General features: G+C 73.5%; 24 protein-coding genes and 1 pseudogene. 12 read left to right on the top strand and 13 right to left on the bottom strand.

The features are described from left to right. Positions 1 to 131 precede the first annotated feature (131 nt). Positions 132 to 782, top strand: a complete 651-nt coding sequence (locus ACIRVF_RS03515) for an L-threonylcarbamoyladenylate synthase (protein ID WP_402813061.1) — start codon at positions 132 to 134, stop codon at positions 780 to 782. Here ACIRVF_RS03515 and ACIRVF_RS03510 read toward each other — a convergent pair. The 5 genes from ACIRVF_RS03510 to ACIRVF_RS03490 form a co-directional block, all read right to left on the bottom strand. Further along, positions 773 to 994, bottom strand: coding sequence for a DUF6458 family protein (locus ACIRVF_RS03510; RefSeq protein WP_402813059.1), 222 nt, complete (start codon positions 992 to 994; stop codon positions 773 to 775). The genes ACIRVF_RS03515 and ACIRVF_RS03510 overlap by 10 nt on opposite strands. Before the next feature lie 115 nt (positions 995 to 1,109). Further along, positions 1,110 to 2,693, bottom strand: coding sequence for a PP2C family protein-serine/threonine phosphatase (locus ACIRVF_RS03505; protein ID WP_402813056.1), 1,584 nt, complete (start codon positions 2,691 to 2,693; stop codon positions 1,110 to 1,112). Between the two features lie 172 nt (positions 2,694 to 2,865). Continuing rightward, positions 2,866 to 4,842 (bottom strand): molecular chaperone HtpG, encoded by a 1,977-nt coding sequence (htpG, locus tag ACIRVF_RS03500; protein ID WP_402813053.1) that lies wholly within the window; start codon positions 4,840 to 4,842, stop codon positions 2,866 to 2,868. Positions 4,843 to 4,856: 14 nt separating this feature from the next. Further along, positions 4,857 to 5,555 carry a type III effector protein gene (locus ACIRVF_RS03495; RefSeq protein WP_402813050.1) on the bottom strand — a complete coding sequence of 233 codons (699 nt, stop codon included), beginning with the start codon at positions 5,553 to 5,555 and terminating at the stop codon, positions 4,857 to 4,859. A 107-nt stretch (positions 5,556 to 5,662) separates the two neighbouring features. After that, the gene (locus ACIRVF_RS03490; RefSeq protein ID WP_402813048.1) at positions 5,663 to 6,298 is read right to left on the bottom strand and encodes a TetR-like C-terminal domain-containing protein; all 636 of its coding nucleotides are present in this window, start codon (positions 6,296 to 6,298) and stop codon (positions 5,663 to 5,665) included. A gap of 112 nt (positions 6,299 to 6,410) precedes the next feature. Between ACIRVF_RS03490 and ACIRVF_RS03485 the strand changes: the two genes are divergently transcribed. From ACIRVF_RS03485 to ACIRVF_RS03475, 3 genes are all read left to right on the top strand, one after another. After that, complete coding sequence (locus ACIRVF_RS03485; protein ID WP_402813045.1) at positions 6,411 to 7,628, top strand: alpha/beta hydrolase family protein; 1,218 nt, start codon at positions 6,411 to 6,413, stop codon at positions 7,626 to 7,628. 371 nt (positions 7,629 to 7,999) lie between these two features. After that, entirely contained in the window at positions 8,000 to 9,484 is a 1,485-nt protein-coding gene (locus tag ACIRVF_RS03480; RefSeq protein ID WP_402813042.1) for a phenylacetate--CoA ligase family protein, read from the top strand. Beyond that, a complete protein-coding gene (locus ACIRVF_RS03475) occupies positions 9,481 to 10,524 on the top strand; it encodes a hypothetical protein (RefSeq protein WP_402813039.1) in 1,044 nt (347 codons plus the stop codon). The genes ACIRVF_RS03480 and ACIRVF_RS03475 overlap by 4 nt, the downstream gene beginning before the upstream one ends. 382 nt (positions 10,525 to 10,906) lie before the next feature. Here the strand turns inward: ACIRVF_RS03475 and ACIRVF_RS03470 are convergent, their stop codons facing one another. Next, entirely contained in the window at positions 10,907 to 11,488 is a 582-nt protein-coding gene (locus ACIRVF_RS03470) for a TetR/AcrR family transcriptional regulator (RefSeq protein WP_402813036.1), read from the bottom strand. Positions 11,489 to 11,539: 51 nt separating this feature from the next. Here ACIRVF_RS03470 and ACIRVF_RS03465 point away from each other — a divergent pair, with 51 nt between their 5' ends. Then, positions 11,540 to 12,058, top strand: coding sequence for a GNAT family N-acetyltransferase (locus ACIRVF_RS03465; protein ID WP_402813033.1), 519 nt, complete (start codon positions 11,540 to 11,542; stop codon positions 12,056 to 12,058). A gap of 486 nt (positions 12,059 to 12,544) precedes the next feature. On the opposite strand, the gene ACIRVF_RS03460 is transcribed toward ACIRVF_RS03465, so the two are convergent. Next, on the bottom strand, positions 12,545 to 12,910 hold the full coding sequence (locus ACIRVF_RS03460; RefSeq protein WP_402813030.1) for a MerR family transcriptional regulator: 366 nt from the start codon (positions 12,908 to 12,910) through the stop codon (positions 12,545 to 12,547). 108 nt (positions 12,911 to 13,018) lie between these two features. On the opposite strand from ACIRVF_RS03460, the gene ACIRVF_RS03455 reads away from it, so the two are divergent. Beyond that, on the top strand, positions 13,019 to 13,804 hold the full coding sequence (locus ACIRVF_RS03455; RefSeq protein ID WP_402813027.1) for an amidohydrolase family protein: 786 nt from the start codon (positions 13,019 to 13,021) through the stop codon (positions 13,802 to 13,804). An 87-nt stretch (positions 13,805 to 13,891) separates the two neighbouring features. Here the strand turns inward: ACIRVF_RS03455 and ACIRVF_RS03450 are convergent, their stop codons facing one another. Beyond that, positions 13,892 to 14,461: a TetR/AcrR family transcriptional regulator gene (locus tag ACIRVF_RS03450; protein ID WP_402813024.1), complete on the bottom strand. Its 570-nt coding sequence runs from the start codon at positions 14,459 to 14,461 to the stop codon at positions 13,892 to 13,894. 102 nt (positions 14,462 to 14,563) lie between these two features. Between ACIRVF_RS03450 and ACIRVF_RS03445 the strand changes: the two genes are divergently transcribed. From ACIRVF_RS03445 to ACIRVF_RS03420, 6 genes are all read left to right on the top strand, one after another. Further along, positions 14,564 to 14,983 carry a 4-oxalocrotonate tautomerase family protein gene (locus ACIRVF_RS03445; RefSeq protein WP_402813021.1) on the top strand — a complete coding sequence of 140 codons (420 nt, stop codon included), beginning with the start codon at positions 14,564 to 14,566 and terminating at the stop codon, positions 14,981 to 14,983. A gap of 173 nt (positions 14,984 to 15,156) precedes the next feature. After that, positions 15,157 to 16,317 carry a thioesterase domain-containing protein gene (locus ACIRVF_RS03440; protein WP_402813018.1) on the top strand — a complete coding sequence of 387 codons (1,161 nt, stop codon included), beginning with the start codon at positions 15,157 to 15,159 and terminating at the stop codon, positions 16,315 to 16,317. 118 nt (positions 16,318 to 16,435) lie between these two features. After that, positions 16,436 to 16,603, top strand: a complete 168-nt coding sequence (locus ACIRVF_RS03435; protein WP_402813016.1) for a hypothetical protein — start codon at positions 16,436 to 16,438, stop codon at positions 16,601 to 16,603. 218 nt (positions 16,604 to 16,821) lie between these two features. Then, positions 16,822 to 18,330 carry an MFS transporter gene (locus tag ACIRVF_RS03430; protein WP_402813013.1) on the top strand — a complete coding sequence of 503 codons (1,509 nt, stop codon included), beginning with the start codon at positions 16,822 to 16,824 and terminating at the stop codon, positions 18,328 to 18,330. Then, entirely contained in the window at positions 18,327 to 18,959 is a 633-nt protein-coding gene (locus ACIRVF_RS03425) for a TetR family transcriptional regulator (protein WP_402813010.1), read from the top strand. Before ACIRVF_RS03430 ends, ACIRVF_RS03425 begins: the two co-directional genes overlap by 4 nt. Positions 18,960 to 19,065: 106 nt before the next feature. Next, positions 19,066 to 19,440, top strand: a complete 375-nt coding sequence (locus ACIRVF_RS03420; RefSeq protein ID WP_402813008.1) for a hypothetical protein — start codon at positions 19,066 to 19,068, stop codon at positions 19,438 to 19,440. 17 nt (positions 19,441 to 19,457) lie between these two features. Here ACIRVF_RS03420 and ACIRVF_RS03415 read toward each other — a convergent pair whose 3' ends face one another. The 5 genes and pseudogenes from ACIRVF_RS03415 to ACIRVF_RS03395 all read right to left on the bottom strand — a co-directional run. Continuing rightward, positions 19,458 to 20,471, bottom strand: a complete 1,014-nt coding sequence (locus ACIRVF_RS03415) for a helix-turn-helix domain-containing protein (protein ID WP_402813006.1) — start codon at positions 20,469 to 20,471, stop codon at positions 19,458 to 19,460. A gap of 34 nt (positions 20,472 to 20,505) precedes the next feature. Then, the gene (locus tag ACIRVF_RS03410) at positions 20,506 to 21,141 is read right to left on the bottom strand and encodes a hypothetical protein (protein ID WP_402813003.1); all 636 of its coding nucleotides are present in this window, start codon (positions 21,139 to 21,141) and stop codon (positions 20,506 to 20,508) included. Between the two features lie 6 nt (positions 21,142 to 21,147). After that, the gene (locus ACIRVF_RS03405) at positions 21,148 to 21,408 is read right to left on the bottom strand and encodes a hypothetical protein (protein WP_402813001.1); all 261 of its coding nucleotides are present in this window, start codon (positions 21,406 to 21,408) and stop codon (positions 21,148 to 21,150) included. Between the two features lie 369 nt (positions 21,409 to 21,777). Further along, complete coding sequence (locus ACIRVF_RS03400) at positions 21,778 to 22,146, bottom strand: hypothetical protein (RefSeq protein WP_402812998.1); 369 nt, start codon at positions 22,144 to 22,146, stop codon at positions 21,778 to 21,780. 128 nt (positions 22,147 to 22,274) lie between these two features. Further along, positions 22,275 to 23,884, bottom strand: a pseudogene (locus ACIRVF_RS03395) (glycosyl hydrolase); the annotation flags it as partial.

Below are 23,884 nucleotides of genomic sequence, written 5' to 3'. Positions count from 1 at the left end.
CGCGCTCCCGCCCCCACGTAGGGACCTCGGTTCTCAGCTCACGGGCAGGGCCGGATAGCCTGGCAGGACCGTCGGGCGGCCACCCGCCCGATCGACGAAGGCCGCGGGTGAGCCCGCTCGGATGGAGAACGATGTCCCCTCTTCACGACTGTTCCGACCCGGTGGACCGTGCCACCGGACTGCGCGAGGCCGACGCCGCGCTGCGGCGCGGTGAACTCGTCGTCCTGCCCACCGACACCGTGTACGGCGTCGGCGCGGACGCCTTCGACCCCGAGGCGGTCGCCCGGCTCCTCCGGGCCAAGGGACGCGGCCGGAACATGCCCTCACCGGTCCTGGTCGGCTCCCCCGGCGACCTCGACGACCTGGTCGACGGTCTGCCCCGGTACGCGGACGAGTTGATGACGGCGTTCTGGCCCGGCGGCCTGACCCTGGTCGCCCGGCACAAGCCCTCCGTCACGTGGGACCTCGGGGACACCGGGGGAACGGTGGCCGTGCGCATGCCCGACCACCCCGTGGCCCTCGAACTCCTGCGCCTGACCGGCCCGCTGGCCGTGTCCAGCGCCAACCTCACCGGCAGGCCGTCCCCGCAGGACTGCCGCGCCGCCCGGGAGATGCTCGGCGACGCGGCGGCGGTCTACCTCGACGCCGGGCCCACCCCGGCCGCCGTACCGTCCTCGATCGTGGACCTCACCGGCCCGGCCCCGGTCCTGGTGCGCGCGGGCGCGATCAGCACCGAGCGGCTGCGCGAGGTCGTACCCGACCTGCGGGAACGCTACTCGTAGTAGCGGCGCTCCTCGACCGGTTCCTCGGCCTCGACCCTGCGGACCAGGCGTCGGCGGCGGAACACGTTCACGTAGGTGATCAGCCCCAGCAGGCCCGCGGCCATCAGGATCCAGCCCACCGTGTGCAGGTCGACGCCCTTCACGTGCCAGTCGGTCGCGAAGACCATGATGGCGCCGAGGGCGAACAGGAGAATGCAGCCACCGATACCCATGTCGTCTCACTCCTCGTCGGTCGGTCTGCCCCTCGGGTGCCCTGAATCCGGGCTTGAATGTCGGCGGCGACGAGATCCGCGACGGTTTCGGGCGATGCCCGCCGGCTCCGGCGGGTCAACGGCGAACGTGCAGGGCGCAGATGTCGTCGCGGCGGTCGGCCGGTCCGACCAGGGCCTGGACGAGCCCGTCCAGGAACGGCAGGTCTCCGCCGTGTTCCGGTACGGCGGAGGCCAGTCGTGCCAGGGCCGTGTCGAGGGGCTCCCCCGGGTTCTCGATCAAGCCGTCGGTGTAGAGCAGGAGTTCGTCGCCGGGCAGCAGGTCGACGGTTGACTCCTCGTAGTGCGGGGTGTCGGTCGCTCCGAGCAGGATGCCCGCCGGGGTGGGCAGATAGCGTGCCTCGCCCCGGCGGACGAGCAGCGGCGGAAGGTGGCCGGCCTGCACCCAGGTGAACCGGGAGGTCTCGGGCCGGTAGCAGGCCATGATCATGGTGGCGGTGCTGTACGGCCGGTCCGGCGTGTGCAGCAGCAGCGTGTTGAGGCGGTGGAGGATCTCCGGCAGCGGCGTCCCGGTGATGGCCATGCCCTTCGCCGTGAAGCGCAGCTGGGCCATCGTGGCCACCGCGTCGAGGCCGTGGCCGGCGACGTCGCCGACCACCAGCAGGGCGCTGCCGTCCGGGAGTTCGACGGCGCTGTACCAGTCACCGCCGAGGTTCAGCCCCTCCTGAACGGGTTGGTAGGCGACGTCGATGACGAGTCCGGCCAGGTGGAGCACCTTCTGCGACACCGGGAGGAGCGTGTTCTGGAGCCGGGCGGCGAGGTCCCGCTCGGCCGCCAGCAGGCCCTGGTGCGCGAGGACCGTCTGCTGGTGTTCCAGCAACTGCTGCTCGTGCTGCTTGGTGGCGGTGAGGTCCTGGAAGAGCACGTGGAGCTCGACCGGGTCGCCGTGCGCGTCGGTCTGGGCCTCGGCGACGGTCCGCACGTGCCGGACCTCTCCCCCGGGGAGGAGCAGGCGGACGGTGCGGTCCATCCGCTCGCCCCGCCCCGTCAGCTGGAGGAGCTCCTCCTCCAGGGCCCGGCGGTCGTCCGCCGCGGCCTGGACGAACAGGTCCCGCAGCGGCACCGGCCCCAGTGACCGGGCCCTGCCGAAGATCTCGTAGACCTCCTGCGACCAGACGATCTCGTCGCGGATCAGGTCGTGGTCCATCCAGCCGGTCCTGCCCAGGCGCTGGATCAGCGCCTGCCTGCGCTGCTTGCGTTCGTGGGTGTCGAGGCGGGCCCAGGAGACGACCAGTCCTCCTCGGGAGGGCACCGCCCGCACGTTGTAGCGGGACAACCGTGGGATGCCGGCGGCGACTTCCTCGTAGTTCAGCTCGCCCTCGTAGCGGACGCCGGACAGGTACGCGCCGAGGTAGCCGTGCCAGAGATCCGTTCCGGCCACGCCGGGATACGTCTCCAGGACGCTGCGCCCGAGCAGCTCCCGGCCGCGGCGCCCGGCGATGTCGACGGCGTGGGGCGAAGCCGCGGCGAAGCGGAAGTCGACCACCTCGTCGTGCGCCCCGAGAACCGGTTCGAGCAGGACCATCGACCCCAAGGAGGCGTCCAGTACGTCCTGGATCACGGACTCCTGCGGAACGTCCGCTGTCGTCGAACCGCCGTCAGCGCTCAACCCCGGCTCCACCTGTCGGTTGCGGTCAGTCATGCGAGGAGCATGTCACGTCGCGAGGGCGGCGGACGGGCATGCCCCCGGCCCGTACGGGCACGCCCCCGGCCCGTACGGGCACGCCCCCGCCCGGTCGGTCCCGCCCTCGCGGTGGTCGACAGGTTCGGGTGCGGCCCGCCGGGCAGCACCGGCGGGCCGCACCCGAGGGGGGTTACAGGGTGTGGGTGAGGCGGTCGGTCAGCAGGCGGGTGAAGCGGGCCGGGTCGGGCAGGTCACCGCCTTCGGCCAACAGGGCGCTGCCGTGGACGAGTTCGGCGATGTCGGTGAGCGCCGGGGCCTCCGGCCCTGCCTTGTGGGCCTGGTGCAGGGCGGTGACGAGGGGGTGGGTGGGGTTGAGTTCCAGGATGCGCTTGACCGGGGGGAGCTCCTGGCCCATGGCCCGGTACATCTTCTCCAGGGTCGGGGTCAGGTCGTGGGCGTCGCCGACGAGGCACGCGGCGGAGGTGGTGAGCCGGGTGGAGAGGCGGACCTCCTTGACGTGCTCGGCGAGGGTGGTCCGGAGCCAGCCGAGGAGGGCGGCGAAGTCCTCCTCGCGCTGGGCCTTCTCCGCCTTCGCCTCCTCGCTGCCGTCGCCGTCGGCGTGGTCGTCGAGGTCGACCTGGCCCTTGGCGATGGACTGGAAGCGGTGGCCGTCGAACGCCGGGATCTGGTCGGTCCAGACCTCGTCGACGGGGTCGGTGAGGATCAGCACCTCGTAGCCCTTGGCGGTGAAGGCCTCCATGTGCGGGGAGTTCTCCACCATCTGGCGGTTCTCGCCGGTCAGGTAGTAGATGGTGTCCTGGCCGTCCTTCATCCGCTCGACGTACTCGCGCAGGGTGGTCGGCTGCTGCGCGTCGTGGGTGGAGGCGGCCGAGACCAGCTCCAGCAGGGTGTCGGCGTTGTCGCGGTCCTCGATCAGGCCCTCCTTGAGGACCCGGCCGAACTGGTCCCACAGCTTGCCGTAGGCCTCGGCGTTCGTGGTCCGCAGGTCCTTGAGGGCGGCGAGGACCTTCTTGACGAGGCGTCGGCGCACGGCGGTGATCTGGCGGTCGTGCTGCAGGATCTCGCGGGAGACGTTGAGCGAGAGGTCGTGGGCGTCGACGACGCCCTTGACGAAGCGCAGGTAGTTCGGCATGAGCGCGTCGCAGTCGTCCATGATGAACACGCGCTTGACGTACAGCTGCACGCCCCGCTTGGTGTCGCGGGAGAACAGGTCGAACGGGGCGTGGGAGGGGATGAACAGCAGCGCCTCGTACTCGAAGGTGCCCTCGGCCCGCATGTGGATGGTCTCGGCCGGGTCCTGCCAGTCGTGGCTGATCTGCTGGTAGAACTCGTTGTACTCGGCCTGGGTGACCTCGCTGCGCGGGCGGGCCCACAGGGCCTTCATCGAGTTCAGCGTCTCGGGGACGCTCGCGGCCCCGTTCCCGGTTCCGTCCTCCGACCCGTCCTCGGCGCTGTCCCCGGCACCGGTTCCGGCCTCGGTGGCGACGGGCTCGGCGGCCATGCGGATGGGCCAGCGGATGAAGTCCGAGTACTGCTTGACGATCTGGCGGATCTTCCAGCCGGCCAGGTAGTCGCCGAGCCCGTCCTCGCCGTCCGCCGGCTTGAGGTGCAGCGTGACCGAGGTGCCCACCGGCAGGCCGTCGGCCGGCGCGATGGTGTAGGTGCCCTCGCCGTCGGACTCCCACACGGTGCCCTGGTCCGTCCCGGCGCGGCGGGTGCGCAGGGTGACCTTGTCGGCGACCATGAACGCCGAGTAGAAGCCGACGCCGAACTGGCCGATCAGGCTCTGCGCCGCGTCCGCGTCCTTGGCCTCCTTGATCTTGGCCAGCAGGCCGGCGGTGCCGGACTTGGCGATGGTGCCGATCAGGTCGACCACCTCGTCGCGCGTCATGCCGATGCCGTTGTCCCGGACCGTCAGGGTGCGGGCCTCCCGGTCGACCTCCAGCGTGATGTGCAGGTCGGAGGTGTCGACGGCGAGGTCGCTGTCGGTGAGGGACTCCAGGCGGAGCTTGTCGAGGGCGTCGGAGGCGTTGGAGATCAGCTCGCGCAGGAAGATGTCCTTGTTCGAGTAGATCGAGTGGATCACCAGCTGCAGCAGCTGGCGGGTCTCCGCCTGGAACTCCAGCGTCTCGGTCGGGGTGGCCACGGGCCGTGTCTCCTTCAGTGGAAAGGGGTCGGGTCGGTACGGGTCGCCCGGCGCCGGCGGTTGCTGTCGACGCGCAACTGTTCGGCCCGGGCGGCGATTCGGTCGATGCGATCGGCGATCGCCGGATGGTCCGCGGCCAGGAGCGGCCGGGTCTCGGCGAGCGGGCCGAGCAGCAGGGTGGGGTCGTTGTGGCCGAGCGCCTCCAGCAGGCGTTCCAGGGCGGGGGCCGCCGAGGAGCCGAGGCCGTCCAGGGCGCCGATCTGCCCGGCGAGCCGGCGCAGGTCGGCGGCGTTGGCGCGGGCCCAGGCGGTGACCGCCCGCTCGCCGGCGCGCCGGTCGCGCGCGGCACGGACGCGCTGCTCCCCGGTGCTGCCGGCCTCGGTGCCGGCGTCACGGTCGGGGCGCAGCCGCAGGTAGCGGCGTTCGGCGGCCTGGCGGCTCTGGACGCCCAGTGGTTCGGCGAGGTCGCCCCAGGTGGCACCGGCGTCGCGGGCGGTCTCGATCAGGCCGGTCTCCCAGCCGGCGAGTTCCTCGCGCAGCCGACGCAGCATCAGGAGCGCGGCCAGGGCCTGCCGCGGGTCGTCCGGGCCGGTGGCGTCCGGTGGTGCGTGGCGGGCGGTGCGGGTGGCGGCGTCCATCACGCCCAGCGCGGCGGCGGCGGCCAGGAACGGGACCGGCCCCGCCCCGGGGGTGCCGGTGTGCTGCGGATCCATTCCGTCACTCTTTCGCTGACTGGTCCTGCTGTCATCGGGCGGATGACAGACTACAACGATTCCGGGCGGGGCCGCCGGGCTCCTCCCACCCCGGTGGGCGGCGGGGGTCAGGCGCGGAAGGCCGCGAGCAGCTTGTCGGTGAGGCGGTCGAGGTGGTCGGGGGCGGTCGGGGTGTGGACGACGGCGAGGCGCCAGTAGAGCGGGCCGGCGAGCAGGTCGAGCGCGAGCTCCCGGTCCACGTCGGCGGGGAGTTCCCCGCGGCCGACCGCCCGTTCCAGGAGCTGGGCGGCCTTGTCGCGGCGGGTGTCGCGGACGGCGGCGAACAGCGCCTCGGCCAGTTCGGGGCTGCGGCCGCCCTCGGCGATCAGGTCGGGGATGATCCGTGCGGCGAGCGGCTGCTCCAGCGCGTGGGCGACCTCCGTGAGGAAGGCGAGGACGTCGCCGCGCAGGGTTCCGGTGTCGGTGGGCCCGGAGGCGTCGACGGCGACGGCCGAGACGAGGTCGACGGTCATCTCCAGCTTGGACGCCCAGCGGCGGTAGATGGCCGCCTTGCCCGCGCCGGCGCGCCTGGCCACGGCTTCCAGGGACAGTCTCGCGTAGCCGGTCGCCGCCAGTTCCTCGAAGAACGCGGCGGCGATCGCCTCGGTCACCGAGTCCTGGAGCACGGGCCCGCCGGGGAGCCTGCGCGCAGGGGGGCGGCCGGGGGCGGGGGGCGGTGACTGGGGCGCGGGAGTGGTGGGCATGGCCCGAACCTACCCGAGGCGGAACGGTTGCGTCTCGACTGGGCGGGGTCTATCGTCGGCGGCGTAGACGAGACGGAACCGTTCCGTCTCGGCATGACCGGGGAGGCGCACCATGCGATTCCTTTTCCAGGACGAGTCGTTCTCGTTCGAGGCCCTGCGGGCGGCCGGTTTCGCCAACGACGGCGGCGCCGACCTCGGCGAGATCCTGACCACCGTGCGCAACATCGGCGAAGGCGACGAGGAGGCCTGGCTGCGCGAGTGGAAGCGGACCGCGCAGCGCGTCCACGCCATCGGCACCGACGCCCTCGCCGCCGGTCACCGGGTCAGCGCCCGCGAGGCCCTGCTGCGCGCGTCGAACTACTACCGCACCGCCGAGTTCTACCGCCGCGACGACCCCGCCCACGACCCCGAGGCCAAGGCGCTCTCCGCCCTCTCCCGCGAGACCTTCGCGACCGCCGCGGGACTCATGGACACGCCCGTCGAGGCGGTGCGCATCCCGTACCGGGACACCACCCTGCCCGGGTACCTCTTCCTGGTCGACGACTCCGGCCTCCCCCGCCCGACCGTCGTCTTCACCAGCGGCTTCGACTCCACCCTGGAGGAGGCCTACTTCGCCGTCGGCGCGGCCGCGCTGCGCCGCGGCTACAACGTGCTGGCCTACGACGGCCCCGGCCAGGGCGCCGCGCTGCGCGAGCAGGGACTCGTCTTCCGTCCCGACTGGGAGGCCGTGGTCACCCCGGTGGTCGACTACGCGCTCAGCCGCCCCGAGATCGCCCCCGACCGGCTCGCGCTGCTCGGCTACAGCCTCGGCGGCTACCTCGTCGCCCGCGCCGCCGCCCACGACCACCGGATCGCCGCCCTCGTCCTGGACGACGGCCTGTACGACTACCACGACGCCCACACCCGCGTCATGCCGCCCTTCCTGCGGGACTGGATCGACGCCGGGCGCGACGACCTCGCCGACCCGGTGACGGTCCTGCTGATGCAGGCGAGCACCCAGCTGCGCTGGGCCCTGCGCAACGGCGTCTGGGCCTTCGGCGCCACCTCCGCCTCGGACTACATCCGCAGGACCGCCGACTACACCCTCGACGGCGTCGCCCAGCTCATCGAATGCCCCACCCTCGTCCTCGACGCCGAGGACGACCAGTTCTTCCGCGGCCAGCCCCAGCGGGTGCGGGCCGCCCTCACCTGCCCGAGCACCCTGGTCACCCTCCCCGAGGCCGAAGGCGCCGGCGAGCACTGCCACATGGGCGCCATGTCCCGCTTCCAGCAGGTCACCTTCGACTGGCTCGACACCACCCTCGCCCGGGCCGCCGCGGTCCCGGCCTGACCCGGCCCGACCCCGCCCGACCCGGCGGAACCCCGCAGGACCCGGCACCGACAGGCCGCTTCTTCCGGCCGAGCCCGACAACTGAGGTGAATCCCGGGGCAATTACTCATGCACATGGGCTGTTCCCGGCGCCCGCGGCGTCCCTATACTGCCGCTGCCCGGCGAGTACGGCACTGCCCCGGGCACCACCGCAGCGCACGTGCCGACCGGCCGCGTGCCCGCACGAAGGAGGAACCGAGCATGGTCAAGCACTACCTCAAGTACGCCTTCAGCACCCTCACCGCCGCGATGTTCCTGCACATGGCCTGACCCGAACGACCCCCGGCCGGGGCCGGGTGACGTACCCTCCGACCCTGGCCCGGGGAGCCCGCTTGTTCGCGACCGCAATGAGCCAACTGCGCTACGGCGCTTCGATCCTGACCAACCGCCGGATCCGTCCCGGCGACCTGGAACGCCTCGCCCGCGACCTGGTCGCCACCATCGCCGAGTTCGGCGAACCCGGCGAGGACTCCGCCCTGCTGCCCGGCCGGGCGGGGCACGTCGACCCCCGGCTGAGGCGCGAGGTGGCCCGGCGCAGCCTGCGCGCCACCGCCCGCGCCGCCGCCCGGCACACCGCCTACTACCGTCGACAGTTCACCGAACTCTGCCTCGACCCTGCGGAGTTGGAACCCGAGGACTGGTCGCGCATCCCCGTCACCCCCAAACAGGCGCTGCGCGCCCTGCCCGCCGCTTTCGTCTCGGACGCCGCCTCCCCGGCACTGATGGCGCTCACCACCGGAACCAGCGGCACCCCCACCGCGGTGTGGTTCTCCCGCACCGAGATCGAGAGCGCCATCGCCTTCAGCACCATCTCCGCCGTGCTCGGCCTCGGCCTGCGGCCCCGCCACACCGTCGCCTACGCCGGCTGTTCCCGCGCCACCCTGCCACTGGTCTACGCCGAGGAGTCCACCACCCGCACCGGTGCCGGGTTCGTCCAGTTCGGCACCGTCGAACCTGCGTTGGCCCTCGACCGGCTCGCCGCCCCGCTCGGCCTGCCCGGCAGGGACCCGCAGATCACCCACCTCACCACCTCCGCCTCCTACCTGGCCGCACTGGTCCAGGAGGCCGAGCAACAGAACTGGCGGAGCGCCGACTTCGGGCTGGAGTCGATCAGCGTCGGCGGCGAGGTGCTGTCCGCGCCGCTGCGGCGCCGGGCCGAGGCGGTCCTCGGCGCCACCGTCTCCTCCGCGTACCTGATGACCGAGATCCTGCCCTCCGGCGCCACCCCGTGCACCGGCGGCCACCTCCACCACACCACCGAGTTCGGGCACCTGGAGGTGCTCGACCCGGTCAGCCGGGAACCGACAGCCCCCGGCGGGATCGGCACCCTGGTGCACACCCCGTACGTGCCCTACCGGGAGTGCACCCTGCTGCTGCGCTACGCCACCGGTGACCTGGTCCGCCTCCCGGCCGAACCGCCGGAGTGCGAACTCGCCCACCTGCCCGCCACCTCGGAGATCCTCGGCCGCTGGAACGGCCCGCTCAGCACCACCGTCACCACGCGCGAGGTGCTCGACCTGGTGGAGGCCGAACCGGAGGTGCCGCTGCCCGCCCGGTACGCCCTCACCGCGGCCCCCGGCAGCAGCCCCGACGATCCCGGTGGCCGCGCCCGGCTGCACCTGCTGGTCGGCGGGCCGCCCGCGACCGCCCTGCTCGGCCGGCTGGAGGAGCGGGCCGCCGCCGCGGGCCTTCGACTGTCCGACATCGTGCTGCACGAGGACCGTTCCACCATGCCGCCGACCACCCCAGTCCGCGCCGACCTGCGCGAACACAGCTTCGAGACGGGGGGCGACCGCGGCCCGGGAGGCACTGAATGAGCACCGACCCAGGTGCGCTCGCCGCGCTGAGCGCCGTCGTCGCGGTCGAACTCACGGTCGCGGCACGGTACCTGGCCCGGGTCCGGATGCCCCGGCCGCCGGTCGGGGTGTACACCGGTGGCGACATCGCGGTGCTGTGCGCCGGGGTGGTGCTCGCCCCGCTCCTGTACACCGCGCTGCCCGGGGCCGCCGTGTCCGCCGTGTTCGGGCTGGTGCTCTGCCTGGCCGTGCAGTTCACCCTCGCGCCGCTGCTCGCCGCTGCCGGACTGCGGGGCGCGCCGTGGTCCTGGGGCGCGTCCCTCGCCGGAACCGCCGCCACCGCGCTCGCCGCCCTCACCGGTCACCCCGGCGCCGCCCGGGCCGGCAGCGACCTGCTGATCGCCGTCGCGGTGGTCGGCGTCGCCAACCTGTGGACGCAGAGCGGCCTGCGCGCCGGCCACACCGCGGCCCTGGCCGCCGCGCTCACCTGCTACGACCTGGCCGCCACCACGCTCACCGACACCACCGCCCGCTTCTTCGAGCAGGTCCACGACCGCCCGTTCGCCCCGGTGCTGGCCCTGACCGGCGGGGCCCGGCCGGTCGCCCTTGGCCTCGGCGACCTGCTGCTGCTCGTGCTGTTCCCGCTGGTCGCCGCCAAGGCCTACGGCCGGGCGGCGGCGTGGTGCGCCACCCTCGCGGGCCTGCTGGTGACCAGCGCCGTCAGCACCTGCTTCGCCCTCGGTGTGCTGACCACCGGCTTCCCGCTGCTCACCGCGCTGGGGCCGGTGATCGTCGGCCAACACCTTTACTGGAGGCGGCGGTTCGGGAGGGAGCGGACCACCGCGCAGTGGCGCGAGGGCCGTACCGCCCCGCTTCCGCCGCCCTCCGGCGCCGAACTCACCGCCGCGCTGGGCGCCGCCACGCCCGACGGCGCTCCCGCGGGCACCTGGCTCGCCCTCGCCGGCGGCCGTGTCCTCGGCTCCGGCCCCACCCCGGGACGCGCCCGCCGGGACGCCCGCCGCAACGGTGAGGTCACGCCCACGACGGCGCGGATGGTCTGAGCCCGGATCCGGGGCCGGGTTCGGTTCCGAGTCCGGGCCCGAGTCCGAGTGCGGACCCCGAACGGGGGCTTCGGTCCTGAGCCGCCGCAGTGCGGGGCGCCGCGGTGCGGGGCGCCGCGGATCTTGTGCCGATCGGCAGGCTCTCGGGGCCCCGCAGACCCCGAAAGCCTGCCGATCGGCACATGGTCATCTCCCGGCCACGCGACGAAGCTGTAGTTGGCAGCGCATCCGCCCGGGGTGCGCCCGCCGCTCGACCACCAGCCGCCGGCCGCCAACCGCCAATCGCCAACCGCCATCTACCCGCCGCCGTGCACCGTGAGAGAGGACCCTGCCATGACCGGCCCGAATGTTGACACACCGGAGAGCGGACGCGCCCCCGACCTCAGCCGAGGGTGGCGTCGAGGAAGGCGCGCCAGGCCGTGCGGACGCGCTCGGCATGGCTGTCGTCCTCGCCCGCCAGGAGGTCCAGGAGCAGGCCGCGCAGGACGGCGAGGACCACCGTGGCGTTCGCTCCGGTCCCCTCCAGCACCCGGTCCAGCGGCGGCAGCCACTCCTCCAGCGAGGCGGTGCCGAAGTCGAGCCAGGGTTCGCTGCGGTCGAAGGCCCGGACGTACCCTTCGAAGAACAGGCGCAGCGCGCCCCGGTGGCCGGAGTCCGTCAGCCATTCCCAGAGCAGTTCGAGGGTCTCGCGGGCACTGCCGCCCTCGGCCGCCGAGCGTTCCAGCAGCGCCAGCTGTTCCGTCCGGCCGACCGCCAGGACCTCGCGGACCAGTCCCTCCTTCGAGCCGAACAGGTAGAGCAGCACGCGGGGGCTGGAACCGATCTCCGCCGCCAGCGGGCGGAGCGAGAGGTCGGACACGTTGTGTTCGGCGACGTAGCGCACTGTCGCGGCGAGGAGGTCCTCGCGACGCATCGAGGGGCGGCGCGGTGACGGACGGGAAGGTGCGTTGGCTGGGAAGGACACGTGGTCTATCGTTCCACTGAAACGAGTGTTTCACTGAAAGGGGATGCCGCCGTGGCCACCACCGCGCCCGGAGCCGTGACCATCCGCGAGGCCGACCGGCCCGGCGACCTCGGTGCCGTCGCCGCCCTGCACGGCATCCTCTACACCCGCGAGTACGGCATGGACGCGACGATGGAGGCCTACGTCGCCGCGGGCATGGCCGAGTTGGTCCTGGCCCGCACCGTCGAGGGCAGCGCGGCGCCCGGCCGGCTCTGGGTCGCCGAGCTCGACGGCCGAGTGGTCGGCGCCGCAGGCCTGGTCAGAGCCGAGGAGCGCCCGGGCTGGGGCCAGTTGCGGTGGGTGGTCCTCGACCCGGTCGCCCGGGGCCGGGGGCTGGGTCGGCGGCTGCTGGAGATCGCGCTGGACGAGGCCCGCGCCCGCTCGTACGAAGGCGTGCTGCTGTGGACGGTCACCGGCCTGGACGCCGCCCACCACCTGTACGCGAAGGCCGGTTTCGAGCTCACCGTCTCCCGCCCGGCCCACAAGTTCGGCCTCGACACCGTCGAGCAGCGGATGGACCTGCGCTTCTGAGCGACCCACCACCCGCCCGCCGCCCGCCCCCGGCACCGGCGAGCGGGCCCGCCGCTCTACCGGCCCGACGCGCGAACCTGGTCGACGAGGGCACCGTCGCACTCCTGCAGGACCTCCTCGGGGCACTCAAGCAGAAGATCACCGAGGCCCGCGCGCAGTCCTGAACCGCCCGCCCACAGGCCCGAACCGCCCGCCCCGCCTGCCCTCCTGGACGGACGCGCCTGGAATCGCCCTTCGGCTGGACGGTCGTCATGTCTGGGCGGCCGACCTGATGGGCATACAACTGGCAACCGGCGACGGGCCCGACCGTGACTCCCCCACGAGTGCGATCGGGCCCCGCCGGCAACCGGGCCTGGGCGTGACTCCCCCCACGGAGTGGCGGCCAGGCCCGCTGATTTCTCAACCAGCGACACGCAGCGTACATGCCATCTCTACTCAACGCTACCTCGCGGTCGAGGATGGCCGATCGGCACACCGTCCCGCGGGCTACGGCACGGGCAGCCCGGCTTCCTCGGTGGCCGCGATGGCCCGCCGCAGGGTGTCCCGCGCCTGGTCCAACTCCTCGGCGCGGCGGTCGAGTTCGGCGAGCTGGCTGCGCAGCTTGGTGAGCACGCCAGGGCAGGCGAGCAGCGGTCCGTCCGGCCGGCCGCAGGGCAGGACCTGGCCGATCAGTCGGGTGGGCAGGCCGGCGGCGAGCAGGGCGCGGATCTGGCGGACGGTCTGCTCGGCGGAGGGCTCGTAGTCGCGGTATCCGTTGGGCAGCCGGGTCGAGGCGAGCAGGCCGACGGATTCGTAGTACCGGATCAGGCGTTCGCTGGTGCCGGTGCGTTGGGACAGTTGCCCGATCCTCATGGTCGCTCGCTCTCCGTTCGGCTTGACCTTGTCACGGTGTCAGGGTTGCAGACTGGGGCGCGGCGGCGGGAGGCCGCCCCAGAGGACGGCACTTGACCAGGAGAAACGTTGATCATCGACGCCCACAGCCATGTTCACGACCCGATTGACAGCCACCTCGCGCTGCTCGACGAGGCGGGGGTCGACCGTGCGGTGCTCTTCGGCACCCGGCCGCATCCGGAGCGGGCCGTCGATCTGGCCTCGTTCAAGCGGGAGATGAGCATGCTGCACGCGACGGTCAGCGGGCAGTCTGCGGGCGCCGAGGCGCACGAGGCGGCGCTGCGGGAGCTGGCGGCGGCCTGCGCGGCGCACCCGGACCGGTTCATCGGCTTCGGCAAGGTGCGGCTGGACGTCCCGGCCGAGCAGATCGCCGCGGAGGTGGACCGGGACGTGGTCGCCCGGGGCTTCCGGGGCATCGGCGAGCTGACACCGCCGCCGGACGGTGCGGGCCTGGTCGAGCCGGTCCTGCGCGCCGCGGCCGACCACGGCGGACTGCCGGTCGTGGTGCACGGGTTCGCGCCGACCACCGCCGGCGACCTGGCGACGCTGGCCGAGCTCGCCCGCCGCCACCCGGGCGTCCCGGTCGTGGTCAGCCAGCTCGGCGGCCTCAACTGGCTGACCGCGATCGAGCTGGCCCGGGAGACCCCGAACCTCTACCTGGAACTGTCCACCACCAACGTGGTGTTCGCGCTCCGCCTGGCCCTCCGGGAGGTCCCCGAGCGGACGGTCTTCGGCTCGGACGCCCCGTACGGGGACCCGGTCCTGACCCGCGCCCTCGTCGAACGCGTCACCCCGCCCGGCGAACTGCGCGACCGCGTCCTCGGTGGCACCTTCGCCGAACTCCTGGGCCTCTGACCCGGATTGGGGCGCCCCACATGATCTCCGCTCGCCCCTCACGGGGGTGGGGGCGGGCGGACCCCACCGGGTGGTGACGACGCCGGTTCAGGCCGGGTGCGGAACGAGCGCCACGGCCGTGCGCGCCACCTGCTCGAAGGGTTCGAGATCGCCCGCGGCCCGGCACAGCACATGCGCGCCCTGGAGCAGCGCGATGAGGGTCGTGGCGAGGTCGCGGGCGGCGCCGGGGGCCAGCCCCGCGACGCTCAGCCGTTCCGCGAGCCCGTCACCCCAGGAGGTGAACGCGCTCGCCGCGACCTGGCGGAGCGCCAGGTCGTCGGCCTCCGCCCCGACCCCGACCGTCAGCGCCGCGACCGCGCACCCCCCGCCCGCCGCGGAGGCCGCGAGTACGGGCCGGACGAGGTCCAGGAAGGCCTGGACGACCTTCGCCGGACTGTCCGACGGGAGCGCGGTGAGGCGGTCGCGGACCTCGCAGCCGTTGCGCTCGGCGGCCTCGGCGACGAGTTGCGCCTTGCCGCCGGGGAAGTGGTGGTAGATCGCACCGCGGGCGGCGCCACTGCTGCTGAGGATGTCGGTGAACGACATGCCCGCCACGCCCCGGCGCTGGAGCGCTGCGACGGTCGCCTCGATCATGCGCTCGCGGGTTTCGCCGGCCAAGGCCGCCTCCGATCGTGAGTCCTTCTCCTTGACTAGTACGCCCATCCTAGTCCAAGCTGAACTAGCTAGTACGTCCGTACTAGCCACGTCCTGGGAGGGCCCATGCCCATCACCGTCACCGCTCCGCGCGGTGTTTTCACCTCCGCCGGCGAGCGGGAGATCCTGCCGCAGCTGACCGCCGTCCTGGCCGAGGCCGGCGGTCTCGCCGGAAACCCCGCCTTCACGTCGATGGTCGGCGGCACCATCCACCTCCTCGACCCCCGGCACGTCTACGCCGGGGGCGTGAACCGGCCCGTCGTCATGGTCGAGCTGAAGCTGCCCGACCTCGGCCTGGCCACCGCCGAGGCCCGCGCCGCGTTCATCCGGACCGCCACCGACGTCGTCGAACGCCTGAGCGTCGACGGGCACCGCCGCGACGACACCTGGGTCAACATCCTGAACGCCCGGGACGGCGCCTGGGGCATCGGCGGACGGGCCCTGACCAACGACGACCTCGTCGCCGCCATCAGCGCCGCCGGTTGACCCCGCAGCACGCACCCCGGGGTCGGCGCCCGTGCCGGACGCGCGGGCACCGGCCCGGGGCCGACAGCGGCGATGCGTCAGACTGTTCGCGGGTGCGAACGGCGCGACGCAGGCCGCCACACAGGCCGCGATACGGGCCGCGGCGGCGGGACGCGATGCGGGAGGGGCAACGGATGGACAGGAACCTCGTCGGACGGTTGGGGGCGGCGCTGGGCGGCGGCGGCACGGCGGCCCTGGACCTCGGGCCCGGTCACCACCGCCTGGTCGTCCCGGACGGGCAGGCGGGGCAGTTCACCGTCGACGTCCTCGGCGACGCCGACACCGCCCACCGGGTGGTCCACCTGCTGCCGGGCGGCGGTCTCAACGTCGCCGCCAACTACGGCACGGCGCAGGGCCGCAGCCTCGCCCGCTTCCTCGCCGATCACGGCTACCTGGTCGTCGGCACCACCCCGCGCGAGGACGCGCTGACGTCCGACCGGACCGGCCCGCACGTCGCCGACCGGGGCCTGGACGGCCATCGGACGGACCTCGAACGGGTCGTCTCGGCCGCCGGAACCGTCACCGGGCTGCCGTACGAGCTGCTCGGCCACTCCGCCGGGGCCGCGCTCGCCCTGGCAACCGCCGCCCGGACCGGCGGAGAACAACCACGGCGGGTCCTCGTCCTCGACACCACCGGCCCGTACGACCCGGAGACGGAACCCGAACTGGTCGCCCGCGCCGAGGCGCTGACCGACCTGTTCCAGCAGCAGCTGGCGGCGGGCGTCCTGACCGTCGACCCCGGACTCAAGGACCTGTTCGCCCGCGCGGCCGCCGACCCCGACGCCCCGAGCGGCCTGCCGCGACCTCAACCAGCGCCCGGGGATGGGCAGTTCAGCAACCTCGGACTGCTGCACTACGCCCTGATCCACACCCGGGAGCTGCCCGGCCCGGCCAACTGGATCCACCACCGGGGCCACAGCGGCGGCAGCTACGCCTTCGGCGCCACCCCCGAGGAGGACCGCTTCGCCCTCACCCACACCCCGCTCCCCGTCTGGCAGGAGGCGGTCGCCCGTCTCGGCAGCGGTCTGCAGCCCACCGCGCTGCTGCGCGACCTGGCGGCGGTCTGGGCCGGGCGGACGGAGGTCCACCGGATCGACTGGGCGGCGATCCGGGCCGACGTGGTCTGGGTGAACGCCGAGTTCGGCCGCGGGGACCACGACCTCGGCGCCCGCCTCGTCCGCCGGGGCGGTGCCCGGGTCGACTACCGCGTCGTCCCGGGCTACGGCCACGGCGACGTGGTCTGGTCGGCCACCGCCGAGCGGGACGTCTGGGAGTCGCTGCTGCCCCGCCCGTGAACCGCTGAAGTCCCGCTGCTCGGCCGGGTCCGGGTTCGATCGTCGCAGTTCGAATACGGGTAGGGGTATATTTGCCGGGTCAGCCATTCGACGGGGGGCCTTGAGAAGGGAGCGCGGCATGTGCCGCCGAGTCGCCTGCCGTACCTGCGGGAAGCCGACCTACGCCGGGTGCGGGATGCACGTCGAGCAGGTGCTGGCCGGGATCCCCGCGTCCCAGCGGTGCTCCTGCCCGCCGAAGGAGCGGGCGTCCGGCAGCTGGCTCGGGCGGCTGTTCGGGCGCCGTTGACGCCCTCACCCTCCGGGGTGAACAACGCCCCGACGTGAAGAACCCCACGGCCGACCCGGCTTCTGCCGGGTCGGTCAGGCATGTCATCATCTGAAGACATCATTCGATGACATCGGTTGATGACATCCCTCGGCCGCGCGCGCCCCGGGATGGCCGGGGCCGGGTGTTCCTCCCCGGTCCGGACTCTCGAACTGTTGTGACGAAAGGGGGGCGCGTCCGTGGAGACCCGACCAGGCCTGTCGACGCGACGTGAGCGGGCCCTGGTGCCCGTACTGGTCTTCCTCAGCGCCGTGGTGGCGGTGATCAGCAGCCTCGGCGCACCGATGATCCCGACCATCGCCACCGTCGACCACGTCTCGCTGGCCGAGGCCCAGTGGTCGCTGACCGTCACGATGCTGGTCGGGGCCGTCGCCACCCCGGTGCTGGGCCGCCTCGGTGACGGGCCCGACCGCCGTACGGTCACTCTGGTGGCCGCCGCCCTGGTGGTGCTCGGCAGCGTGCTGGCCGCGCTGCCGCTCGGCTTCTGGTGGCTGATCGCCGGGCGGGCGCTCCAGGGCGTCGGGGTGGGCCTGACCCCGCTGGCCATCGCCACCGCGCGAGACGCCCTGCCCGCCGCCGCCTCCCGCTCCGCGGTCGCACTGCTCTCCATCACCACCGTGGCCGGCGTCGGCCTCGGCTATCCGATCACCGGGCTGATCTCCCAGTCCTTCGGCCTCCACGCCGGGTTCTGGTTCGGCGCCGTGATCAGCGGCCTGGCGCTGGTGCTGGCAGCGCTGGTGCTGCCCGCGCCGGAGCACCGCGAGCGGCGGCCACTGGACGTGCTCGGCACCGCACTGCTGAGCCTCGCCCTGGTCGGGCTGCTGCTGGTGCTCAGCGAGGGCGAGAACTGGGGCTGGACCGGCGGCCGGCTGTGGGCCGTGGCGGCCGCCTCGCTGCTGCTGCTCGCCGGCTGGATCCGGCACGAACTGCGCACCGCCCACCCGCTGATCGACCTGCGCAGCCTCAGGAACCCCGTCGTGCTGACCGCCGACGTGGCCGGCCTGGTCGCGGGCGTCGGGATGTACCTGCTGATCTCGCTGGTCATCCGCTACGTCCAGACCCCGACCAGCACCGGCTACGGGCTGGGCGAATCCGTCGTGGTCGCCGGACTGGTCCTGCTGCCCTTCTCGGGAGCCAGCCTGCTGTCCAGCAAGCTCCTCCCGGTCCTGACCCGCCGCACCTCCTCCGCCCTGGTCCTCCCGATCGGCTGCGCCGTCTCGCTCGGCTCGGTGCTGTTCTTCCTCTTCGCCCGCGACCACCTGTGGGGGCACCTGGTAGTGATGGGCATCGCCGGGCTCGGCGTCGGCTGCACCTTCGCCGTCATGCCCGGACTGATCGTCGCCGCGGTGCCCGCGAACGAGGTCGGCAGCGCCGTCAGCTTCAACCAGCTCCTGCGCACCATCGGCTACTCCACCGGCAGCGCCCTGTGCGGCGCCGTCCTCCAGGCCCACACCGAGCCGGGGCGGCTGCTGCCCGCCGACAGCGGCTACCGGGACGCGGCGCTGATCTCCTGCGCGGTGTGGGTGGCGGTCGGCCTGATGACGATCGTGCTGCCGCGGTTCGGTGCCGCGGCCGCCGCCCGGCAGGGTGCGCGGGTCGACGAGGAGCTGATGGTGGAAGAGAGCATCGCCGACGGCGTGGCCGGCGGGAGCGAGGTACCCGTGGTGCGGACGGGGGCGGACCGGTGACCGCCGCGGCCGACGGGCCCGCCGACAGGTCCGCCGACAGGTCCGCCGCCGGAACCGGCGACTGCGCGGATCCCGCGGCGCCACGGCGCCGGGACGCCGCCCGCAGCCGGGAACTGCTGCTCCGGGCAGCGGTGGAACTCTTCGCCGAGCGCGGCTTCGCCCGCACCACCACCCGCGAGATCGGCGAACGGGCCGGCGTGGACGCATCCCTGATCGCCCGCTACTTCGGCGGCAAGACCCAGCTCTACCTGGCCACCCTCCAGGTCGAGCTGGGCGACGAGGTGCCGGCCGATCTGCTGGAGGAGGAGCGGCTGCGCAGCCTGCTGGTACGGCTCGCCCGGCGCGGCCCCGGCCCGTCCTTCCAGGCCGCGGTGCTGCCCGAGGACGACACCGAGGTGCAGCGGGCCGGCCGCGCCTACCTCCACGAGCGGATGGTGCGCCCGCTGCACGACCGCTTCGTCGCCGAGCAGGTGGACCGGCCCTTGCTGCGGGCCGAACTGGCGACGGCCGCCTTCGCCGGGGTCGTCCTGGCCCGCTCCAGCGGGGCGTTCGAGCACCTCGCGGCGGCCGACCCCGAGGAACTGCTGCCGCTCCTGCAGTCCCTGCTGGCCGCCACCCGCCCGAGCTGACACCCGTCGGACGGGGCACGCGCGACGGCGGTTCCGTCGCGCGTGCCCTCCGTCGCGCATGTCCTCCGTCGCGCATGTCCTCCGTCGCGCGTGCCCTCTGTCGCGCGTGTCCACCGTCCGGTGGCCTGATCCGGCCAACCGCGAGCCGCCCTCGCCGCTCCTCCCGCAGCGAGCTCAGGCCGCTCCCGGAACGGAAGCCTGCTTCATCGAGATGGTCGACGCGCACCCGGCCGGTATCCGGGATGACGATCACATGTCGTCTCCGTTCGGTCCAGCCGGCCGGCAGCAGGAAGAGCCTGCCCCCGGAAGCGGAGAACAGATGCAACCCCTGGTACCGGAACTGATGGCCACCCGGTTCGGTGAACCGGGTGATCCGTACCCCGGGCGCATCGATCCGCAGATCCTCCTGGCTGTAGAGGGCGACGCCCGGCTTCGCCGCCAACTGATTCGACGGAACGCGCCGCTTCTGCCTGTCCCGTGATCTGGGCGTACTACGGCCTACCCGCCCGCGGCAGACAGCTCCCGCTGCCGGTGCTCGCGGGGCGAGAGCCCGTACGCGGCACGGAAGGAGCGGCTGAAGTCGTCGGCCCGGGGGAAGCCCCAGCGGGCGGCGACGGCGTGGATCGGGGTGGTGCGCTGCGCCGGGTCGGCGAGGTCGCGGCGCGCGCGTTCCAGTCGCTGGCTGCGGATCCAGGCGGCCACCGTCTCCCCCGCCGACTGCCGGGTGAACACCCGGTGCAGGTGGCTGACGGAGATGTGGTGGGCCGCGGCGATCGTGGACGGCGACAGTTCCGGATCGTGCAGGTTGCGCCGGACGAAGGCCCGTACGCCCTCCACCAGGGCCCGCTGCCGGGCGTCCTCCGGCACCGCGGCCTCGGCGTCCAGCTCCCGGGCCAGCCAGGCGGCCACCAGGTCGACCACGACCGCCCCCAGCCGGCCTGCCTCGGCCGGTTCCAGGGCGGCGGCCTGCCGGTCCAGGCCGAGCAGGAACTCCGACAGCAGCGCCGCCGAGCCCGTCCGCGCCGGGAACGCGCGGCCGAGCAGGTCGCGCAGCCGCTGCGGGGGCAGCGGCAGCAGGGCGGCGGGGAAGTCGATGCCCACTCCGGAGACCCGGGACTCGGCCCGACCGGCGGTGGGGCCGCCGAAGGTCCGCAGGTCGTACGGGGTCGAGCTGTCGACCAGGTGCAGGTCGCCCGGTCTGAGCGTCTCCGTCCGGCCCGCACCGCGGGTCAGCGTCATGGTGCCCGTCTGAAGGAACGACAGGTGGTAGACGCCCTCGTCCGAGCGCCGCACCATGCGCTCGGTGCGCCGGAACCGCACCGAGGGGAAGGACGTCCCGAGGAGCACCACCTCGCCCAGCTCGGAACGCCTCAGCTCCGCGCGGAAGTCCTCGGCGTGGACACTGGTCGCGTCGCAGGCGCGCGTCCGCTCCAGCAACTCCCGCCAGCAGTCGAAGCGTTCCTTCGCGGGCAGTTCCTCACCCCGGAACACGGTCGCCAACCCTGCAGCCACTTCCGTCCCTTCACCCCTTCGACCTTCGGGCCCGTCAGGCCCCGTGGCCGACCGGTCCCGGATCGAGCGCGGCCTGGTCCAGCGCGGCCTTGTCGAGCGCCGCCTTGTCGAGCGCCGCCTTGTCGAGCGGGACCTGCGGCGGTACGGCCGCCGCCTCCAGTTCGCTCTCCTCGATCCGCTGCAACAGCCGGGAGACGGCGTCGGTGCGCTCGCGCAGCACCGCGACGTGCTCCGCCCGGTCGTCCTGCGCCGCCGTTTCGGCCGGCCGGACCGGGATGCCGCGCTGCCGGGCGGTCGCGATCAGGCTCTCCCCCGCCTGGCCCGCGACGACCAGCGTGGCCGCCGCGAAGCAGCCCGCGTCCAGGGTGCGCGGCCGGCCGAGCAGGCCGCGGTGGACGATCTGGGCCGGTACGGTCAGTTCGTCCAGCCGCTGGTCGACCGAGCCGCGTTCGAGCGCCGCGAGGACCACGGTGGCCAGCGCCTCACCGGCCTTGGTGACGGCCCACTTGCGGCCGGGCACGGGTGGGAGGAACTCGCGGATCCGGTCCACGTCCTGCTCCAGGGCGCTGGTGGTCAGCACCTCGAAGGCGTTGCGGGTGCGGATCTCGACGACCTTGTCCCACTCCACCTCCTCACCGTCGAAGCCGACCTTCGACGGCCCCAGGTGCACCGCCCCCTAGCCGTCGAGCAGCCCCAGCAGCTTGTGCGCCACCGCTGGCGTCCTCGGGTGACGGCCGATCAGCGTGCCGAGCGACAGCTTCCACGGCTCGGTGCACGGCACCGGCGGCGGCGCGACGGAGCCCAGCGCCGTGAGCGCCCACCGTCCACCCGCCGCCGACCGCCCGCCCCGCAGCACGGCCTGTCGCCCGGCCTCCCCCAGCTCGGCCGCCGCCCCGACCAGCCGCCCCAGCCCGGCCGCCCACTCGCCCCTGCCCACCCCGCCCGCCCTCTCCTCGCAAGAACCCACAGGTCGGCAATGGTACGGCGGTGCCCTTCGGGCTCTGCCCCGGCGGCCGCACCTGAGGCGCGGCCCGGCCGGCTCGATCACGTTGAGTGGACACCTCGGGCCTCCCGGTAGCGGAGCCTGGGATGCAGGATCGCCGAGCCGGGACGACGGCAGGGAGAGCCGGCCCGTCCGGCCGTCCCTGCGCCGCCCGGTGAGCGACCGGCCAGGTCGGCCCCGGGCATCGCCGAACGGGGACCGACCGCCCTCCCCGGCTCTCCGGCCCCCACCGGGGGCTACCCGATGGCCTCGCTCCGCCCCGGACCGGTACCCCGGGTGACGGCCGGTCGGACGAGGCCCGGCTCAGCCCGTGGGGTGGGAGGGGGTGGTGGCGGGGCGGTGCTGGAGGTCGATCGGGTTGTCGCCGTTGTTCGGGGGGAGGGTCGGGGCCGGGGTCGGGGTGGTCGCGGTGGGGACGTGGGTCGGGGTGGCGGTCGGGCGGTGCGCCGGCGCGGCCGTCGACGTGGCAGGGGTGGTGGGGCCGGTGACGGCCGTGGTGGCGGCGGCGGTGGGGGTGGCAGCCGGGCCCGGGGCCGTGCTCGGCGCGGTCGGCGTCGGTGTCGGGGTCGGCGTCGGGGTCGGTGTGGTGCCGCTCCCGGAGGTGGAGGCGCAGGCACCGGCGGTGAGGACGAGCAGCAGGGCTGTGGCCGGGAGGGCGAGGCGTTGCTTCACGGTGAGGTGTCTCCGGTCTCGTACGGTTCCGGTTTGGACGTCGAGGGCGCCGTACCGGTTCCGGAACGCCGGTGCCCGGCCCGCTCGGGGTGAACGGGCCGGGCACCGACAGGGCTTCGGGGGCGGGGTCAGTTCTGGCCGTCGTCGCCCTGGTCGTCGTCGTTGTCGTACACGTCGCACGGGTTGATCGACCAGATGCCGCGCCCGAAGGTGGCGGCGTACAGCCGCCCGTCGGGGCCGGTCTTCAGCTGCTGCACCGCGGTGGTGGGCAGGTTGCGGCCGAGGACGGAGAAGTTCTTCTCCCCGGGCGCGCGGTAGAAGGCGGCGAGGTCGGTGCCGAGGGCGAGGCCGCCGTTCGGCAGGAGCTTGACCGAAGTCGCGGGGACGTCGGGCAGGTTGGCCGAGACGTCGGTCCAGGTGGCGCCGCCGTCGTGGGTCTCGAAGAGGTGGCCGTTGCCCGCGCCGGGGCCCTCGGTCCAGGTCCGCGAGAAGCCGTTGATCGCGACGAACACGTGCTTCGCGTCGTTCTGGTCCACCGCGAAGGAGGAGATGTACCGGTTGGGCACGGTGCCGTCGACGGGCAGGTCGAGCTGGTGCCAGCCGGTGCCGTCGGTGTTGCCGACCGCGATGCCGCGGGTGAAGCCCTGGTTGTTGCAGGGGCCGCACCAGCCCGCGTACACCGTGCCGTTGACGGTGGCGACGGCGGTGGCGACGTGCCCGGCGCCCAGGTCGTAGGCGGCCTGCCACTCGCTGCCGCTGCGGATCGCCCAGCCCTTGTGCTGGACCCAGACGTGCCGGCCGCCCGCGACCCAGGTACTGGTGTCCTTGGGGTCGGTGGTGAGCGGCGCGATGAAGCGGGCGGAGCTGGTGGCCTTGTCGGGCGGGGCGACCTCGTAGGAGGTGGCCTTGCTCGGGTCGGTGTTGCCGGAGCCGTCGTTGACGGCGCAGTTCTGGGTGACCCACATGTCGAGGTAGACGTACTCCTCGGCGATGTTGCAGCCGTTGTTCGCGTCGACCAGGGTGTCGGCGCCGTCGCCGCCGAAGTTGGAGCCCATCACCTTGTCGTGGGCGCGCAGGATGGACTCGCCGTTGTCCTGCAGGCCGCCGCTGACGATGACGCCCTTGCCGGACTTGTCGGCCGGGTCCTTGCCGACGCCGACCGAGTAGTACTGGAGGGTGTCGATGGTGCCGTCGGCCAGGGACTTCCAGTCGGTGGCATGGCCGGAGGCGTCGGCGGAGCCGTTGACCGGGCGGCGGTAGATGCCGCCGTCGTTGCCGACGTACACGCTGGGCTTGCCGTGGTACGAGCCGATGGCGACGGCGTGCTGGTCGGAGTGGACGGTCGGCGAGCAGTTGCCGGTCTGCTTCGTCGGGTCGATGCTCCAGCAGGGGAACGGGAAGTTCCAGTACGGTCCGGGGACGGACCAGTTGGCGCCGCCGTCCTTGGTCTCCAGCACCTCTTCCAGGCCCGCGTACAGGTGGTCCGGGTTGGCCGGGTCGACCTGGAGGAACTGGTTGTACCAGGACTGGATGCCCGGCTGGTAGCCGGCGCCCTGGAGGGCCGAACCGGAGTTCTTGATCTTGTCCTTGTCCGCGATCAGCGTCCACGGGCCTGACGGCGAGCCGGACTTGGAGACGTAGATGCCCTTGAGGCCGGTGTCCGGGTTGTGCGCCATGACGTCGGGCGACTGGTCGATGGCGTAGTAGCGCGAGCCGTCGGCCGAGCGCGCGAAGGTCA

Source organism: Kitasatospora sp. NPDC101157, assembly GCF_044768255.1.
In the GTDB taxonomy this organism is placed as follows: domain Bacteria; phylum Actinomycetota; class Actinomycetes; order Streptomycetales; family Streptomycetaceae; genus Kitasatospora.
The sequence above is the reverse complement of the archived record's forward strand: the minus strand, read 5'-3'. Positions and strand labels throughout refer to the sequence as shown.

What these genes read in the sequence shown, in the direction of transcription:
- ACIRVF_RS03515 (WP_402813061.1), top strand. Translation starts at nt 132, where the DNA reads ATGTCCCCTCTTCACGACTGTTCCGACCCGGTGGACCGTGCCACCGGA.
- ACIRVF_RS03510 (WP_402813059.1), bottom strand. Translation starts at nt 994, where the DNA reads ATGGGTATCGGTGGCTGCATTCTCCTGTTCGCCCTCGGCGCCATCATG.
- ACIRVF_RS03505 (WP_402813056.1), bottom strand. Translation starts at nt 2,693, where the DNA reads ATGACTGACCGCAACCGACAGGTGGAGCCGGGGTTGAGCGCTGACGGC.
- ACIRVF_RS03495 (WP_402813050.1), bottom strand. Translation starts at nt 5,555, where the DNA reads ATGGATCCGCAGCACACCGGCACCCCCGGGGCGGGGCCGGTCCCGTTC.
- ACIRVF_RS03490 (WP_402813048.1), bottom strand. Translation starts at nt 6,298, where the DNA reads ATGCCCACCACTCCCGCGCCCCAGTCACCGCCCCCCGCCCCCGGCCGC.
- ACIRVF_RS03485 (WP_402813045.1), top strand. Translation starts at nt 6,411, where the DNA reads ATGCGATTCCTTTTCCAGGACGAGTCGTTCTCGTTCGAGGCCCTGCGG.
- ACIRVF_RS03475 (WP_402813039.1), top strand. Translation starts at nt 9,481, where the DNA reads ATGAGCACCGACCCAGGTGCGCTCGCCGCGCTGAGCGCCGTCGTCGCG.
- ACIRVF_RS03460 (WP_402813030.1), bottom strand. Translation starts at nt 12,910, where the DNA reads ATGAGGATCGGGCAACTGTCCCAACGCACCGGCACCAGCGAACGCCTG.
- ACIRVF_RS03445 (WP_402813021.1), top strand. Translation starts at nt 14,564, where the DNA reads ATGCCCATCACCGTCACCGCTCCGCGCGGTGTTTTCACCTCCGCCGGC.
- ACIRVF_RS03440 (WP_402813018.1), top strand. Translation starts at nt 15,157, where the DNA reads ATGGACAGGAACCTCGTCGGACGGTTGGGGGCGGCGCTGGGCGGCGGC.
- ACIRVF_RS03435 (WP_402813016.1), top strand. Translation starts at nt 16,436, where the DNA reads ATGTGCCGCCGAGTCGCCTGCCGTACCTGCGGGAAGCCGACCTACGCC.